Consider the following 16,750-nt stretch of genomic DNA (forward strand, 5'->3'; position numbering starts at 1 on the left):
AAACATACCCACATGGACTTGGTGATTATTCGGGAAAATGAAGAAGATTTGTACGCAGGAATTGAACATCAGCAAACCGACGAGGTTATTCAATGCCTGAAACTGATTAGTCGTCCGGGCTGTGAAAAAATCATTCGCTACGCCTTTGAATATGCCAAACAGTACAAACGAAAAAAAGTCACCTGCTTCACCAAAGACAACATCATGAAGCAAACTGATGGCCTTTTTCACGCGGTTTTCGATGAGATTGGTCAGGAATATCCCGACATTGAGAAAGAACACTGGATCATTGACATAGGAGCCGCTAAAATGGCGGATACTCCCGAAGCGTTTGACGTGATTGTAACCCTGAATTTGTACGGAGATGTCATCTCTGACATTGCGGCACAAATTGCAGGCTCCGTAGGTTTGGCAGGGTCAGCCAACATTGGAGAGCATGCCGCGATGTTTGAGGCCATTCATGGTTCGGCTCCGCGCCGGGCGGGACAAAATATGGCCAATCCTTCGGGGCTATTGCAGGGGGCTGTTTTAATGCTTAATCATATCGGACAGTCGGATGTCGCCGAAAAAATACAGAATGCCTGGCTCAAAACGCTGGAAGATGGAGTACATACCTACGATATTTACAAAGAAGGATTCAGTAAACAAAAAGTAGGTACGAAAGAGTTTGCGCAGGCCGTGATTGAACGTTTAGGCCAACTTCCCCAACAATTGACGCCCGTCAAGTACGAACAGGGGGCTGCTCTTCAACTCAAGCCGTACGTAAGAAAACCGCCACGTAAAAAAGAACTGATCGGCACGGATATTTTTGTCCATTGGCCTGGGGAGAACCCCGAGGTGCTTGGTGAATTGGTGTCGGAGCTTTCTTCAGAATCGCTGCAATTGTCCATGATTTCTAACCGGGGGATTAAAGTGTGGCCCGCCGGATTTAAGGAGACTTTCTGTACCGATCACTGGCGTTGCCGCTTTATGGCAGTGAATCAGACGGGTATTTCTTCAAAACAAATCATCATGCTCTTGGAGAAAGCCGTTGAAAAAAACATCGAGGTAATTAAAACGGAAAACCTGTACACCTTTGAAGGAAAGGCTGCTTTTTCATTAGGACAAGGACAATAAATGCACAAAACAGATGGAAATGACTCTTATTAACGGCCGTTTTGAAGGGGAATCTGCCGTAAAATTACTGGAAGCTTTGGCGGCTGTTAAAATCAATTACCACCAAGAGCGAATTCTCAACGAAGCTCAAAGTGAGGAAGATATAAAAGCGTCGGAGAATAAAATAAAGACGATTGAACGTGAACTCAGGCAGGCGGTAGCATTTTGCAGCGCTCCAGGAAACAGTAAGATTGACCTGATGGCGAAGGTAGAAATGATGCTGTACCGGAGTTAATTAGAAGATAAAATTCAAACGTTAAAGGCGAGTTAATTGCTCGCCTTTAATCATTTAAACTCATCAAATACAACTGCTCCACCTTCGTACGAGCCCAGGGAGTTTTTCGCAGAAAGGTCAAACTTGATTTAATGCTGGGGTCGTATTGAAAACAGCGAATATTTACGTACTCGCTCATGGTTTCCCACCCATAGTGGTCTACCAAGTGATTCAGCATCATTTCGAGCGTAATGCCATGGAGAGGATTATTTGCCTGAGGATTGTTCATAGCCGCAAAGTAAGAACAATCTCTTTTCTCTGCAAAATTTATCGGCAGCAGCTGCTGATAAATTCCACTCGTTTTGCAAATAAAGCAGCTATTTTCAGACGTTTACGGGGTAAACACCAGCTCCGTTGTATTTCAAAAGCTTGTGGTAGTACACGTACGAAACGGTCAGAATTCCAAATATCCCCAACGGGAAAAGCGTTTGTCCGTTGTTGAAACCGTCCACTACCCAATGTCCGATAAACGCTGAAATAAACGAAATACCGAAACCTACGTAAGCCCACTCTTTGTAACGACTCGGCACAAATGGTAACACCAAAAGCAAACCACCGATTATTTTGAAAACCGTCAGTTGAATTCTGAAATAGTCAGGATAGCCAAGATGGGCGATGCCTTGTTTGGCCAATTCGGTGTGAGAAGTAAGGGCCGGCATAACGGTATCAAATAGAAAAATAATGCCTGTAGCCGCCCAATAAATCATTTTGTCCTTTTTCATTTTGAGTTTGTTTTACGTGGTTTGAGAGATTGTTGCAGTAAAATAGCTGTAGGATTGTGCGTTTTTGATAAAACAAAATTGCACAAAATAACCCACACTCAAAAGGTGTAAAAATGCCAAAGTAAGGGGGTGATTGCGACACGTTTCTTAGGGATGTTTCTGAAAAAGCAAACCATAAATTTGCCCGAAATTCATAGAGATATGCGGTATAGTTGGCTTTAGCAAATAGTGGCTTTAATCGAAGTTTTCAATCCTTTTTTATCCAATTGAAGTCTATTGCGGTTCACCCAGACAATAACACAGCCCATCGGGTGCTATCACAAAAAAGACTTTGAAGGGGCGTGAATAATTTTGGAATGTAAAATTAGGTTTGTCCTGTTCAAGCCCGTTGGATTTCAGTTCGGCGAAAGCCGTTTCGGCATTATCCACCTCAAAAAAACAGCCGTCTTGGGTAGGGTCGCCGCCATTTTCAGCCAAGCCGATTTGGATACCGTCGCGCTCAAGCAGTGCCGATTTAAACGGAGTTTCACTGCGGGAAACCAACTGAAAACCCAGGACGGTTTCGTAAAAAGGAATCGCGGTTTCCACATCTGCTACGGGCAGGTTCTTGGCGTCTTTTTGATACGGCCAAACGTTTTTGAAGATTGATTTCATGGTTCTGTTTTTAAGCAATAAATTTACCGTTTTTAACTTGATTTACCACTTTTTGTCCTTCATCCAACACCACTAAATTTGCCGAATGACCGGCCTTTATTTTGCCATATCGGTCACTCACACCAATGTGCTGTGCGGGATAGGTAGAGGCCATTCGAAACACTTCGTCTTTCGGAATACCGACGTGTTGGATGCAGTTACGTACTGCATCCAAGAGCGTAATGGCAGAACCCGCCAACAGGCTTGTGTCGTTGAGCAGGCGTTGTCCGTCGTAATTGGCAGTGAAATCCTTAAACACAAACCGCATGGGTTCAATTTTGGCCAACGTCGCATCCGAAATCAGGAAAAGGCGCTCGCCCATGAGTTGCTTGGCAATGCGTACCGTGGCAAAATCGCAGTGATAACCGTCCACAATGATACTGGCATTGGCCGTAGGGCTGTCCCAAATGGCGGTTACTACGCCCGGTTCGCGGCTTTCAAAAGGACGCATGGCGTTGTAGAGGTGCGTTGCCAAATGAATGCCGTTGGCAAAGTAGCTTTTCGCCTGTTGGTACGTAGCGTTGGTGTGCCCAAGTGACAGGATAATCGAACTGTTTTGAATGAGTTGTAACAGTTCTTCGGGCCAAATTTCGGGCGCAATCGTCATCACGGTCAACAATCCTTCGCTCTTATTAATGATTTGCTGAATCTCCCTTTGTGTTGGAACCCTGACTTCTTTGGCACTGTGAGCGCCTCGTTTGACAAAATTGATAAACGGCCCTTCAATGTGTAGTCCCAAAACGCCCGTTTTGCCCGAAGCGATGTAGGCTTTGGTTACCTCAATGGCTTTTAAAATTCGTTGGAGAGAGGTCGAATACAGCGTTGGAACGATAGCGACTGTACCGTCCTGACGATGGGTTTCAACCATATCGGTCAATGATTCTTCTGACAAATCGCGGACAAAAAAGCCCGTTTTTCCACCGTACAATTGCAAATCAACAAAACCCGCTGTTAGGTCATGGCCCTGCAAATCGGTTGTGGGTACATCAGCCGGCACAAGGTCTTGAGGAACAACGTCTTTGATGATTTCATTGTCAATCAATACGGCGTGATGGGTCAAAATGGCTTTACCGGTGTAGATAGTGCAATGGGTAAGGGCGCGCATCTGTTTTTTATTTTTTTTGGAACTTCCCGAAAGATGTAGAACTTTCGGGAAGTTTTAGAACGAATTATGAATAAAATTTGGCTTTCTTCGCCGCATTTGAGCGGTCACGAACAAAAATACGTCCAAGAGGCATTTGCGACCAATTGGATTGCTCCCCTCGGACCCAACGTAGATGGTTTTGAACAGGACTTGTGTAATTATGTAGGTGTAGGTCACGCGGCAGCGCTGTCATCGGGTACGGCAGCGTTGCACTTGGCATTGGTAATGCTGGGAGTTGGCCGCGATGATGTGGTCTTGTGTCAGTCGTTTACATTTTCGGCCTCGGCCAATCCCATTGTGTATCAGGGCGCTACACCCGTTTTTGTGGACTCTGAACCGGATACTTGGAACATCTGTCCCGATGCGTTGGAAACAGCCATCAAAAATCAAGAGGCAAAAGGCAAGCTTATCAAGGCGGTAATTGCAGTGCACCTGTATGGAATGCCTGCCAAAATGCAGGAAATCGCCGAGGTCTGTCAACGTTATGAAGTACCGCTGATTGAAGACACTGCCGAAGCGTTGGGTTCTACTTATTTGGGTAAAAAATTGGGAAGTTTTGGTTTGCTCAACGTATTGTCTTTCAACGGCAACAAAATCATTACCACGTCAGGGGGCGGAGCGTTACTTTCCAATGACGAATATTTTATCAAAAAATCACGGTTTTTGGCCACCCAAGCCCGCGACGATGCGCCTCATTACCAACATTCCGAAATTGGGTACAACTATCGTTTAAGCAATATTTGCGCAGGTATCGGCCGCGGACAAATGGAAGTGATTGACGAACGAGTAGCTCAACGACGAAGTAATTTTGCCTTTTATCAACGTGAATTATCTAATATAGAAGGCATTACCTTTCAACCTGAACCCGAGGGCAGTTTTTCTAATCGGTGGTTAAGTTGTTTGGTGATGGATACCGAGAAAACGGGGGGCGTAACCCGAGAAGATATTCGATTGAAATTAGCGGCTCAAAATATCGAAGCGCGTCCTTTGTGGAAACCAATGCACTTGCAACCTGTTTTCGCCGGGACGTCTTATTACGGAGGCAATGTGGCCGAAAAACTTTTCCAAGATGGGCTTTGTCTGCCGTCGGGTTCTAATCTGACGAAGGAGGAGTTGGGAAGAGTGGTAACTGCTATCAAAAGTTGTTTTTGAAGATTAACGTCGGCGAGGTTTAGAACGGGGACACGGTACGCCGCCGCGGCCCAGTCCTCGCCGACGTTGAAGCGAAAGTTAAAACTCCACGAATTGAATCACTATAAATAATCCATCGGATCTTCAGCAACGCGGGTATTATCGTGCCACGTATTCATTTCAGCCATATCTTCGGGCGATAAATCAAAATCAAATACGTCCAAATTAGCCGCCAAACGGCTTTTGCTGACCGATTTCGGTATCGTAATTGCTTTCTGCTGTAATGACCACCGAATTAACACTTGAAAGGTGCTTTTGCCGTGTTTTTCGGCGATTTTCACCAAGCGCAGATCTTCTGATTTTAATCCTCTCACCAACGGGGCATATCCTTCTACCTGAATACCGCGTTGGCGGCAATAGTCCAATTGTTCAGGTAAATAACAGTAGGGGCTGAGTTCCAACTGATTGACGGCAGGAACCATATCGGTATGTGACCACAATTCTTCAAAATGGGGAATGTAGTAGTTGGAAACCCCAATCGCCCGCGCTTTTCCCTCGGCATAAATCTTCTCCAATGCTTTCCACGTTTGAATCCGATGCTCGCGAACAGGCCAGTGAATCAGATACAAATCCACGTAGTCGGTATTGAGTTGGCGCAGACTTTCTTCAAACGCGCGGAGAGTCGGCTCGTAACCTTGGTCGGTATTCCAAACTTTGGTGGTTAAGAATATTTCTTCGCGGGCCAAGCCGCTGTCGCGCATGGCTTGGCCTACTTCGCGTTCGTTTCGGTAAGCGGCCGCCGTATCAATGAGGCGGTAGCTCAATTCAAACGCCCACAAGACCGCCTGACGAATGTCATGACCGGGTTCGGGGTCATAAATACCAAGGCCAAGTTGGGGCATTTCAATGCCGTTGTTCAAAGTTATGGAAGGAATCATAAGCAGTCCACAGTCAATTTTAAGTGATTGAGCAAATGTTACGACACAGGTTGTATACTCAAACTAAAGAGGTTTGCAATCCAGTAGGGGCTGGATTGAGTTTTTGGAAATTTGTATTTATCAAAGACTCTAATTTGTCTTTGTAGTTGCCAATATTGGCAAAAAAGTTTCTAATTCGTTCTTTGAATATGTTGGCATCAGGCGTGTAATTGGATTTAATCACTTCTTTTTTAGTAAATTTCCATAGCCGTTCTATGGGATTTAAATTGGGCGAATATGGGGGTAAGAAATGCATCTCAATAGGTGAATTTAGTAAAAATTCGCTCACTAATTTAGACCGATAATACCGTGCATTATCAACGTAAATCGGACCGCCGAAGCGGATGGATAGTTTTCTTTTGGGGATAGGCTGCTTCTATCAATTTTAACCATACTATTGTAGTGATAGCATCAATAGTATGGCACTCATGATAAACGATTTCAGTAGGGTTTGCCGGGTTAATAGCCCCATTAATATTGATTCTAACTCGGCCTGTATTAGAGAGCATTTCTTTCTCTTTTCCTTTTGCTATCCAAGCATAGGTAGATTCTGTATTATGATGTGGGTGTACCCCATGGCCAAAAAGAATAACTTCATTTTCAGCTAAATTACGCTCTATTTCTCTGAAATTAACGATAAATTCCTCCTGTTTAGCTAAATTAGCCTTTGAGGAAACAAGTTTAGTCTTTTTGTAAACAAAGCCTAAACGATGCAGTAAAGCTATCACACTATCAGGCTTATATACCACGCCAAATGTGGTAATGATGTAAGACAAAACTTGAAGTGAGCTATGACAACTATTGGCTTCAAGGTAAGATTTTACTGCTTGCAGTTCTAGCTCCGTTAGTTTACCCACGCATGGCTTGTAATGATGCTCCAAATAAGTGTCAAAGTTTTTGGAAGCAATGTATTGATGATAGTGGCGATTTACCGTTGATGGGGCAATACCCAAGTTCTCAGAAATTTGTTGTGCAGAAAATTTGTTGTGCAACATTAATAGCGTTGTTAGTCGCTGATAAGTGTCTCTATCAGAGGTGTTCTGTTGTAGCTCCTTTAACAACATTAATTGTTCTTTTTCTAAGATTAATTCCATACCATACTAACGAAATCATACTCCCACTTTATTGCAAACCTAATTTAGTTCAGTAAAGTTGTTTTTACTTCTCCAAATCCAACTCTTACGTCTCCTTTTTGAGCAAATCCTTTTATGGTAATTGTATCGTAATCTTCAATAAATTTCCGTACTGAACCATCTGGAAGCGTAATCGGATTTTTGCCTCCCCAAGTCAGCTCCAACAACGACCCAAAGCTGTCGGGTTCTTTTCCTGAAATGGTGCCCGAAGCCAGCATATCCCCTATGTTGAGATTACAGCCATTGATGGTGTGATGTGCAATTTGCTGATTAACAGTCCAATACATATTTTTAAAATTTGAACTGCATAGTTTGAATAACGAATTTCGAGTGTTGAATGACGAATGAGGAGTAAGATAAACTTCTAAGGTTATATCAAAGTTTTGGCGATTTTGCTCCTTTAAATAAGGTAGTACTTCCGGAATTTGTTCGTTGGCGGGTGCTCGAAAGGGTTCTAAAGCTTCTATCGTGACTACCCAAGGCGAAACGGAAGAGAAGAAGTTTTTTGCCAAAAAGGGCCCCAAAGGCACATATTCCCATTTCTGAATGTCTCGTGCCGACCAATCGTTAAACAACACGAAACCAAACACATGGTCTTCGGCTTCATCTACTGAAATAGCGTCCCCAATTTCGTTGCCTTTGCCAATGATGGTTGCTATTTCGAGTTCAATATCAAGGCGTTTGGTGGGGCCAAAAAACGGCGGTTGAGTTTCGTCGGGACACATCTGCCCTTTGGGGCGGTGGAAATTGGTGCCTGACACAAAAATGGAAGACGCTCGACCGTGATAAGCAACGGGTAAGTGTTTCCAATTGGGTAAAAGTGCGTTTTTAGGGTCACGGAACATCGCACCAACATTGAACGCGTGTTGTTCACTCGAATAAAAATCGGTGTAGTCGCCCACTTTGACGGGGATATGCATCACAACGTCTTTTTGCAGAATCAAAAAATCGGTTGCGTGTACTTTAAAAGGACTGCATGGGTCTTCAAAAATTTGTTGTAAAACGTGTCTTACGGCTACCCGGACGGCTTTGCCTACAGCCATAAAATCATTGATATAAGATTGCCGAAAGACATTTTTATCAAAATCAATTCCGCCAAAAGCACCTAAATCGGCTAATCGGGGCATATCTATCACCCAATCACCGATGGCTACACCGACTCTTTTGGAGATGTTTGGAGTTGATAAAATACCGTAGGGTAAATTATGAATGGAGAAGTCTGACGCCCCCCGAAGGGGGAGCAAGCCAAGTGTTTTTATCAATCATTTTATGCGTATTGTTTTAAACTAAAATCCCCCATTGGGGGGCTAGGGGCTTAACCAACTCTGATAGTACTTCTCATCGTCAATTTTCAGAGCTTCCTCGGTCAACATCAACGGTCGGAACGTATCAATCATAACGGCGAGTTCGATGGTTTCTTTTTTACCAATGCTGCGCTCATAAGCTCCCGGAGCAGGCCCGTGCGGAATGCCTCCCGGATGGAGTGTAATATGGCCTTGTTCAATGTTGTTGCGACTCATAAAATCGCCATCCACATAGTAAATCACTTCGTCAGAATCAATGTTGGAGTGATTATAGGGCGCAGGAATGGCTTTGGGATGGTAGTCATACAGCCGCGGACAAAACGAGCACACGACAAAAGTCGTTGTTTCAAAAGTTTGATGCACGGGCGGCGGTTGATGAATTCGCCCTGTAATGGGTTCAAAATTATGAATTGAAAAACCATAAGGAAAATTGTAGCCATCCCAACCGATTACGTCAAAAGGGTGGGTAGGGTAAAGCATTTCATAGATTTTGCCCTGCTTTTTGATTTTCATGACAAAATCTCCTTTTTCATCGTGGGTTTCCAATTCTTCGGGGAGTTTGTAATCGCGTTCGCAATAAGGCGAGTGTTCGAGCAATTGCCCAAACCAATTCCGATAGCGTTTGGGGGTATAAATCGGATGAAAGAACTCAGCAATGAGTAGGCGATTGTCTTTCGTATCAAATTCAATTTGGTAAATCATCCCCCGCGGAATAATCAGATAATCACCGTATTCAAAAGGAATATTTCCTAATTGAGTACGCAATTTGCCAGAACCTCGATGAATAAACAGCAACTCATCAGCATCCGCATTTTTGTAGAAATAAGAAGTCAGGGATTGGCGCGGTGCCGCTAAACTGATATGTACGTCGCTATTGACTAAAAGCCTTGTTCGGCTTTCTAAATAATCATCCTTTGGGGGAACTTCAAACCCTTTCAACAACCGTGCTTTGATGCCTTTTTCAACGGCGATTTTTGGTGAAACATCCGTCTCCGACAAAATTTCTTTCACCATCGTAGGCCGATGCTGGTGGTACATCAACGATGACATTCCGTCGAAGCCAATCGTGCCAAACAACTGTTCGTAATACAATCCTCCATTGGGTTTTTCAAACTGCGTGTGCCGTTTAGAGGGGATTTTACCGAGTTTATGATAAATAGGCATGACTTTTTCTGAGTGAGATACAAAAAAGTATGCGCTAAATTACAAAATATAAATGCTAAAGCAATAGTTGTTTTGGCAAATAATAGTCAATGCTACTGCATTGCTTTCTCTTGATGCTTCCATAATTCCTTGAAAATGGAGCTATTTTGACGGAGAGATTCAAAGGTGCCTTCGTCCACTATTCGTCCATTTTGAAGTACGTACACGTAGTCAAATTTAGTCAGCAGGTGTAAGCGGTGAAGCGAAGACAGTACCGCTTTATTGCTGAATTCTTCAAACAGGCTGTCGTAAATCTGTGCTTCTGTCTTGGGGTCAACGCTGCTGGTGGGTTCATCTAAAAGCACAATGTCGCTGCTTCGAGCGGCCAAAACTCCTCGTGCCAAAGCTAAACGTTGTTTTTGTCCACCCGAAAGATTCACCCCTTTTTCCTGAATATTGGATTCTAACCCGTTCGGAAGTTGCTTTGCCACTTCGGCAAATTGTGCTGTATCGCATACTTGCCAAATGTCAGTTTCGGGAAAGGGAAGCCCGAGGGTAATGTTATAAGCAATTGTATTTTCAAAAATTTCCGGCTCTTGCGGAAATAGCGTGACGCTATCGGTAATAAGGGAAAGTCCATTGTATAGTTTTCCATCAACCGTAAGTTGAAGGCCATTCTCGGCTTCATAAAGTCCCCGGAGCAATGCCAACAACGTGCTCTTACCACTTCCGCTTTCGCCGATAAATGCAATCCGTTGACCGCGCTCAATTCTCAAATTCAGGTTATGGAGGCTGTGAGCCGTTTTCTTTTCATCGTACGTTTCCCGGTGAGAAAAACTAAGGTTCTGTATCTGAATGGTTTGCCAATGGTTGGGCAGAGTTTCAACGGTTTCAGGCCGATGTTGTTGGGTATATGCTTCGCTAATCGTTCGCGCTGTCTGAACATCGGTATTGTAGCGGATGATTTCAGTGTATTGCCAAGCCACATCCTGAAATACACTTGTAAACTGATTTACATAACCCAGAAGTGTCACCAATCCTCCCACCAAAAATACGGCATTGGGAATATAATGCTCATATACATACCCAATCGCAACGACCACATAAATCACTCCGATAAGGACACTGGCCACAAACCATTTCCATTCATTGATAACGACAGTACGGCGAAAAGGAGGAAAAATGGCCGAAACCTTTCCCATTAAGCTGTGTTCCATGCGCTTTTCGAGCCGAAGTGTAATCACCGTAATGATGTTGGAAAGACTGTCAAAAAGCGTGGAGGAGACGATGTGTTCTTTCTCATTGGTTTCGTCCAACGCTTTAATGAAGGGTTTGTCAAATTTGAAAATAATCCAAACTGTAAACACCCCAATCAATACCCCAATTGTTCCATAGAAGGGTGAAAAATAGAGGATTGCCAAAAACGAAAAAACAAATTTCGAAAAGGCATGAAGAAACATAAAGCCGTTTTGAAAGAAATCTTTAAGCGCTTCGTAGGCCTTCCTGATGCGATTTATGGTAGCTCCGCTGTGGTGGTCTTGATGCCAACGAACGGGCAAATGCAAGGCTTGATGGTACATCTCATCCAAAAAATTGCGACTGAGATTGAAGGCTAATTCACGCTCCATAATTCGGGCGGGGCCGTGAAAAGCCCATTCGAGCAACATCAAAAATAAATATCCTCCCGCATACATCCACACGTGTTTGATAACGCCCGTTCCTTCTTTCTGAATGGCCTCCACAAACCATCCGTATAAAAGTGGATTAAGCGCAAAAACGACATTCGCCAATACAAAAAGGCTATACACTAACAGATAGCGTCCTTTTTGCTGACGTGCATATCGCCAAGCGGTGCGAAGAAGGGTGAAATAAGGATTGTTCATTCAACGGTTGTCACTTTCTTCAAATCCTCCCAAAAGCTTGGATAGGACTTAGCTACTACGTGAGGTTCGGAAATTATAATTGGGTGAATCATGCCTACGGGAGCAAACGCCATCGCCATTCGGTGATCATCATAGGTGTCAATAAGAGGTAAATTGTGAGTGTCGAAGGTAGGGTGCAGAGTGTCGAGTTGAACGCCGCCCGTTTTAAACCGTGAACTGTGAACTGTAGACTGTAAACTCCTTACAACATACTTTACACTTTCTATCACTTCCACCAACTCTCCTCCTATTTTAGGCAACTCTGCCTGGAGCGCAGCGATACGGTCGGTTTCTTTAATTTTAAGGCTTTCAACGCCCGTCATGGTAACCGTAATTCCTTTGGCCACTGCACAGGCTGCTACCGTTTGAGCTAAATCAGGACAATCTGTAAAGTCCCATTCAAAAGCTTCTTTGGCGGTAATTTTGCTCAAAAGAACTCCCCCCTTCGTAAAAGTACTTTTGACGCCCATGTTTTCCATGATTTGGACAATGGCACTATCGCCCTGCAAAGAGTTTTCTTTCAAACCCAACAATTCTACTTCAGCATTTTCGGCCAAAGCCACTACGCTGTACCAATAACTTGCCCCCGACCAATCGGACTCGACTTGGTAATGGGTAGGAATGTATTTTTGGGTAGGAACGTGAATGGTCTTGTCGTCCCAATTAGCTTCGAAAGTAGCCCCGAAAGCCACCATTTGTTGCAAGGTCATTTCAATGTAGGGCCGCGAGCCGATTTCGCCCGTCAGTTCAAGGGTAATGCCTTCGGGCAAAGTGGGAGCAATCATTAACAATGCTGAAATATATTGACTGCTTACATCGCCCCGAATTTTGACGTGATTTTGACCCGAATAAGAAAAGCCATTCAGTGCTAAAGGAGGATACCCTTCTTTGCCTTTATAGGTGATATCAACTCCCAAAGTGCGTAAGGCATCTACCAAAATTCCAATAGGCCGCTCACACATGCGGGGAGTCCCCGTCATGGTTTTGAGTTGGCCTGTCACGGCAAAATAAGCCGTCAAAAAGCGCATCGTTGTCCCGGCATCCAATACATCAGCGACAGAATCAGACGATTGCAGTAATCGAAGCATGGTTTGTGTATCGCGGGCAGCAGAAACGTTTTCTAATTCGCCTTTAAAATGGGTTAAAGCATTAATAATCAAAGCACGGTTGCTTTCACTTTTGGAGGCTGCCAATTGGATGGTGGCTCGAATGATTTGTTGCGGTGGGTAAACTGTAAGGGCTTGCATTGAAAGTCAATAATCTGATAATTTTACAAAGTTAAGGGCATTTTTTTGCTTTTCAACCTAAAAAAGTACAATTTGCGCTCTGAAATACCAGTAGAGTGAAGACAGATATTTCCGTAATCATCTTAACAAACAATGAAGAGAAACACATCGAAAGGTGTGTCAAAAGCCTTTTGACTTTTACGGACAAAATCTTTATTGTAGACTCCGGTTCTACAGATTGTACGGTCGAAATCGCGGAATCTCTGGGAGCCAAAGTGGTCTATAATCCTTGGATTACGTATGCCGTTCAGTTCAATTTCGGCATTGATAATAATCCTTTTCAGACGAAGTGGCTCATGCGTATGGACGCCGATGAGTACGTCATGCCTGAACTGGCAGCAGAAATTACTCAGACTCTTCCAACATTGGCAGAAGGTACAACGGGCGTATATGTAAAACGCAGGGTAATGTTCATGAATCAATGGATTCGACGCGGCGGCTATTACCCGATTTGGTTGTTAAGACTGTGGCAGAGAAACAAAGGGATTTGTGAAGAACTTTGGATGGACGAGCACATCAAACTTTCAGAAGGCCAAACGGTTGAGTTCAAAAACGATATTGTGGACCATAATCTCAACAACCTAACTTGGTGGACACAAAAACATAATAATTATGCTATTCGTGAAGTAATTGATTTATTAGATATTAAATATAATTTTGCAGATACCGAGCGCGTTATACCGAAACTGTTTGGTACGCAGGAGCAGCGAAAACGTTTCCTTAAGCTGAAATATGCTTCTTTACCCCTCTTTACTCGTCCGTTTGCGTATTTTTTGTATAGGTATTTCGTGAAATTAGGCTTTTTGGATGGAAAGAAAGGCTTGATGTGGCACTTTTTGCAAGGGCTTTGGTATCGGTTTCTGGTAGATGCTAAAATTTACGAAGTAGAATTTCGGGTTGGACAAGATAAACAAGCTATCATCGAATTTTTCCGAAATGAATACGGGAAAGACCTCGCATCGGTTCAAAACCGATCTATCTCGGTACGACAATAGTTGGTACAAGCACCCACCATTTTGGAAAAATGTGTTGTGGTTTGTTGTAAATGCTATTTTTTTTAATTCTTATTTTCCGATTACTACCTCTGTTAAGTGCTTTATATTGAGGGTTTTTGGAGCAAAAGTAGGAGTGAAAGTAATGATAAAGCCAAAAGTAAATATTAAGTACCCTTGGTTACTTACTATTGGTGATTACGTCTGGATAGGAGAAGAAGTTTGGATTGACAGTCTGGCTGAGGTTTTTATAGGTAATAATGCATGTCTGTCGCAAGGAGTAATGCTGTTGACGGGCAATCATGATTATACCAGCAGTACGTTTGATTTGCGAGTGGGTAAAATTGTCTTGGAAGAAGGAGTATGGATTGGTGCAAAATCAGTGGTTTGTCCCAACGTAACCTGTCATTCACACGCAGTATTGGCGGTTAATTCAGTAGCGGTAAAAGACTTGGAAGCCTACGGAATTTATCAGGGAAATCCCGCGCAGTGGATACGGGAAAGAAAGATTAAAAGTGAATAAGGTACGGATAAACATCATAGTAAGTAAAGACCATATTTAAAAGATAATGTCTTGAAAATAAGTATTATAACAGTAGTTTATAACGGAGAAAAAACGATTCGGGATTGTATCGAATCGGTGATTGGACAGACTTACAATGATATTGAATATATTATTATTGACGGAAAATCAACCGATAAAACGCCTGAAATAGTCAAAAGTTACGGCACGAAAATTGCTGTATTTCAATCGGAAAAGGACAACGGAATATACGATGCCATGAACAAAGGCATTGCCCTTTCCACCGGTGATATAATTGGAATTTTGAACGCTGACGACTTTTATCGTAATGCTTTTGTAATTGAAAAAATTGCGTCCAAATTAAAAAGAACCCAAGCTGATGGCATCTATGGAGACTTAATTTACGTAGATGGGGAAGATAAGCAACAAGTATTTGGGGAAAATAGTCAGCAGATAAAACGGTATTGGAAATCGGGTGCTTTCAGTCAAAATAAGTTTTTATACGGGTGGATGCCTCCTCATCCAACTTTTTTCCTGCGGCTTGCGTCTTATCAACAATTTGGAGCGTATCGAACCGATTTGGGAAGTGCCGCAGATTACGAATTGATGTTGAGAATGATGTATAGGCACGGTATAAAGATGGCTTACCTTCCCGAAATTATTACAGTAATGAGAGTGGGGGGGGTAAGTAATAAAAATATCAAAAATCGTTTGAAGGCCAATCAAAGCGATCGAGTTGCCTGGGACCTGAATGAGTTGAAACCTTACTGGTTTACTCTTTGGCTGAAGCCCGTTCGTAAGGTTTTACAATTTGTTAACCGACCAAAAGAACCGAATAATAAATAGAAGTTTATTTTCGCCCAAGTTTTTTGTGTGTTAAGCTAATTTTTATAATTTTTGTCTTCTCGTTATGAAAGGCAGAAGAGTTCAAGCAGAATTTTATGAATGCAGATATACTAATAGACGTACTTCGAAGCCAATACCAGAATATACTTCAACATGAAGTGTATCAATGCCTTATTTCTTTCCTTATTGCTTGTGCTATCGCTATTACTTCTATTCCGGTTATTATTAATATCAGTGGTTTACTGGAGCTTAAAAAGAAGCCTAATTTCCGCAGCGCGCACCAACAGGAAACACCCGAATTTGGTGGAATTGCAATCTATGCTTCTTTATTAATAGCTCATTTTTTGTGGCCGCATACCAATGAGCAAACGGATGCTTATCTTACAAGTTTAGCAGTAGTAGGACTGACCATCTTGTTTTTCTTAGGCTTGAAAGATGATATTTTGGTGCTTGACCCCAATAAAAAACTATTACTTCAAGTAGTGGCTGTTTCAACACTGATTTTGTTGGGCGGCCTGAAAGTAGATAATTTCTTTGGGATTTTCGGTTGGTATCATATCCCGGATATTATCAGCATTCCCTTTACCGTTTTTATCTTTATAGCCATCATTAATGCTGTCAATCTTATAGACGGGGTGGACGGGCTTGCTGGAGGTATCGCGTTTATTGCAGGTTTAAGTTTTGGTACCTGGTTTTTGTTGAATCACCATTTTTCAATGGCCTGCATGGCGTTTTCTTTATCGGGAGCATTACTTGGATTTCTACGCTTTAATTTCTCCAAAACCAGTAAGATATTCATGGGCGATACTGGTTCTCTGATTGTAGGATTTTTGTTGGCATTTTTTGCGGTCAAATTTATCCGACTCAACGTCACTTATCAGTACGATACCAATGCATTTTTCAATGCACCTATCTTAGCAGTTGTTTTATTGATTGTTCCTATCTTCGATACGTTACGGGTATTCTTGGTGCGAATTCTTAATAAACGCTCCCCATTTAAAGCGGATCGTAACCACATGCACCACGTACTGCTTGATAATGGTTTTAATCATTTTCAGACTTCCATTACTTTATGGGCCATGACTATCGCAAATGTAGTGGGCTACTTCATCACCTTTAAATTCATTACCAATACGCAGGCATTTTTTATATTGGTAGGGCTTTTTTGTCTGTATTTAGGAGCGGGTTATTTATTAAAAATGCGCGCTTTAAAATTGAAAAAACATTTGAATTGGTCAGATGTGTTTAAAAGCCCTGATAGCTCAAGCGGTAAGAATTCCTGGGCACGTCGCGTTATTCGCGGCCTGTAAGTTTTTCTTACTATAGAGAACGACAGAACTTCTTGGAATCAAAACTAAAATAATTGCAATTTTGCGAAATGAAAAAGAAAGGGCAGTGCGCGCAAAGTAATGCTATAACAAAAAAATAGACAACGGGGGCAAATGCCTAACTTTGGAGTGACTAAACTCAAAGATTATGTACCTATTTTGCCCAAGTTGTCACAG

At 42.7% G+C, this 16,750-nt stretch carries 18 protein-coding genes; 7 read left to right on the plus strand and 11 right to left on the minus strand.

The genetic code is table 11. The features are described from left to right. Nucleotides 1–1,116 (plus strand): NADP-dependent isocitrate dehydrogenase (locus Q0081_RS05250; RefSeq protein WP_298350063.1); only part of this gene is annotated, 1,116 nt, incomplete at its 5' end. Nucleotides 1,117–1,135: 19 nt separating this feature from the next. Then, the gene (locus tag Q0081_RS05255; RefSeq protein WP_298350065.1) at nt 1,136–1,390 is read left to right on the plus strand and encodes a hypothetical protein; all 255 of its coding nucleotides are present in this window, start codon (nt 1,136–1,138) and stop codon (nt 1,388–1,390) included. A 46-nt stretch (nt 1,391–1,436) separates the two neighbouring features. On the opposite strand, the gene Q0081_RS05260 is transcribed toward Q0081_RS05255, so the two are convergent. The 4 genes from Q0081_RS05260 to nagA form a co-directional block, all read right to left on the minus strand. Continuing rightward, nucleotides 1,437–1,658, minus strand: coding sequence for a VF530 family protein (locus Q0081_RS05260; RefSeq protein ID WP_298350066.1), 222 nt, complete (start codon nt 1,656–1,658; stop codon nt 1,437–1,439). A 94-nt stretch (nt 1,659–1,752) separates the two neighbouring features. Further along, complete coding sequence (locus Q0081_RS05265; RefSeq protein WP_298350067.1) at nt 1,753–2,151, minus strand: DoxX family protein; 399 nt, start codon at nt 2,149–2,151, stop codon at nt 1,753–1,755. A 273-nt stretch (nt 2,152–2,424) separates the two neighbouring features. Beyond that, entirely contained in the window at nt 2,425–2,805 is a 381-nt protein-coding gene (locus Q0081_RS05270) for a VOC family protein (protein ID WP_298350068.1), read from the minus strand. A 10-nt stretch (nt 2,806–2,815) separates the two neighbouring features. Continuing rightward, nucleotides 2,816–3,949: an N-acetylglucosamine-6-phosphate deacetylase gene (nagA, locus tag Q0081_RS05275; RefSeq protein ID WP_298350070.1), complete on the minus strand. Its 1,134-nt coding sequence runs from the start codon at nt 3,947–3,949 to the stop codon at nt 2,816–2,818. Nucleotides 3,950–4,015: 66 nt separating this feature from the next. Here nagA and Q0081_RS05280 point away from each other — a divergent pair, with 66 nt between their 5' ends. After that, complete coding sequence (locus Q0081_RS05280) at nt 4,016–5,140, plus strand: DegT/DnrJ/EryC1/StrS aminotransferase family protein (RefSeq protein ID WP_298350072.1); 1,125 nt, start codon at nt 4,016–4,018, stop codon at nt 5,138–5,140. Nucleotides 5,141–5,241: 101 nt separating this feature from the next. On the opposite strand, the gene Q0081_RS05285 is transcribed toward Q0081_RS05280, so the two are convergent. The 7 genes from Q0081_RS05285 to Q0081_RS05310 all read right to left on the minus strand — a co-directional run bounded on the left by Q0081_RS05285 (nt 5,242) and on the right by Q0081_RS05310 (nt 12,845). Then, nucleotides 5,242–6,057 (minus strand): aldo/keto reductase, encoded by an 816-nt coding sequence (locus Q0081_RS05285; RefSeq protein WP_298350073.1) that lies wholly within the window; start codon nt 6,055–6,057, stop codon nt 5,242–5,244. A gap of 58 nt (nt 6,058–6,115) precedes the next feature. After that, nucleotides 6,116–6,385 (minus strand): transposase, encoded by a 270-nt coding sequence (locus Q0081_RS31810; RefSeq protein WP_409034046.1) that lies wholly within the window; start codon nt 6,383–6,385, stop codon nt 6,116–6,118. Nucleotides 6,386–6,413: 28 nt separating this feature from the next. Further along, nucleotides 6,414–7,190, minus strand: a complete 777-nt coding sequence (locus Q0081_RS05290) for a winged helix-turn-helix domain-containing protein (protein ID WP_298350074.1) — start codon at nt 7,188–7,190, stop codon at nt 6,414–6,416. Nucleotides 7,191–7,234: 44 nt separating this feature from the next. Continuing rightward, nucleotides 7,235–8,473, minus strand: coding sequence for a fumarylacetoacetase (fahA, locus tag Q0081_RS05295; protein ID WP_298350076.1), 1,239 nt, complete (start codon nt 8,471–8,473; stop codon nt 7,235–7,237). Between the two features lie 63 nt (nt 8,474–8,536). Next, complete coding sequence (locus Q0081_RS05300; RefSeq protein ID WP_298350078.1) at nt 8,537–9,697, minus strand: homogentisate 1,2-dioxygenase; 1,161 nt, start codon at nt 9,695–9,697, stop codon at nt 8,537–8,539. 92 nt (nt 9,698–9,789) lie between these two features. After that, nucleotides 9,790–11,559 carry an ABC transporter ATP-binding protein gene (locus tag Q0081_RS05305; protein ID WP_298350081.1) on the minus strand — a complete coding sequence of 590 codons (1,770 nt, stop codon included), beginning with the start codon at nt 11,557–11,559 and terminating at the stop codon, nt 9,790–9,792. Beyond that, nucleotides 11,556–12,845 carry a 3-phosphoshikimate 1-carboxyvinyltransferase gene (locus Q0081_RS05310; RefSeq protein ID WP_298350083.1) on the minus strand — a complete coding sequence of 430 codons (1,290 nt, stop codon included), beginning with the start codon at nt 12,843–12,845 and terminating at the stop codon, nt 11,556–11,558. Before Q0081_RS05310 ends, Q0081_RS05305 begins: the two co-directional genes overlap by 4 nt. A gap of 95 nt (nt 12,846–12,940) precedes the next feature. Here Q0081_RS05310 and Q0081_RS05315 point away from each other — a divergent pair, with 95 nt between their 5' ends. From Q0081_RS05315 to Q0081_RS05330, 4 genes are all read left to right on the plus strand, one after another. Then, complete coding sequence (locus Q0081_RS05315) at nt 12,941–13,879, plus strand: glycosyltransferase family 2 protein (RefSeq protein WP_298350085.1); 939 nt, start codon at nt 12,941–12,943, stop codon at nt 13,877–13,879. Beyond that, the gene (locus Q0081_RS05320; RefSeq protein ID WP_298350086.1) at nt 13,821–14,399 is read left to right on the plus strand and encodes a WcaF family extracellular polysaccharide biosynthesis acetyltransferase; all 579 of its coding nucleotides are present in this window, start codon (nt 13,821–13,823) and stop codon (nt 14,397–14,399) included. Before Q0081_RS05315 ends, Q0081_RS05320 begins: the two co-directional genes overlap by 59 nt. Nucleotides 14,400–14,450: 51 nt before the next feature. Continuing rightward, nucleotides 14,451–15,245 carry a glycosyltransferase family 2 protein gene (locus Q0081_RS05325; RefSeq protein WP_298350088.1) on the plus strand — a complete coding sequence of 265 codons (795 nt, stop codon included), beginning with the start codon at nt 14,451–14,453 and terminating at the stop codon, nt 15,243–15,245. A 95-nt stretch (nt 15,246–15,340) separates the two neighbouring features. Continuing rightward, nucleotides 15,341–16,555 carry an MraY family glycosyltransferase gene (locus tag Q0081_RS05330; protein WP_298350090.1) on the plus strand — a complete coding sequence of 405 codons (1,215 nt, stop codon included), beginning with the start codon at nt 15,341–15,343 and terminating at the stop codon, nt 16,553–16,555. Nucleotides 16,556–16,750 lie beyond the last annotated feature (195 nt).

This window comes from Runella sp., from assembly GCF_027484545.1.
In the GTDB taxonomy this organism is placed as follows: domain Bacteria; phylum Bacteroidota; class Bacteroidia; order Cytophagales; family Spirosomataceae; genus Runella.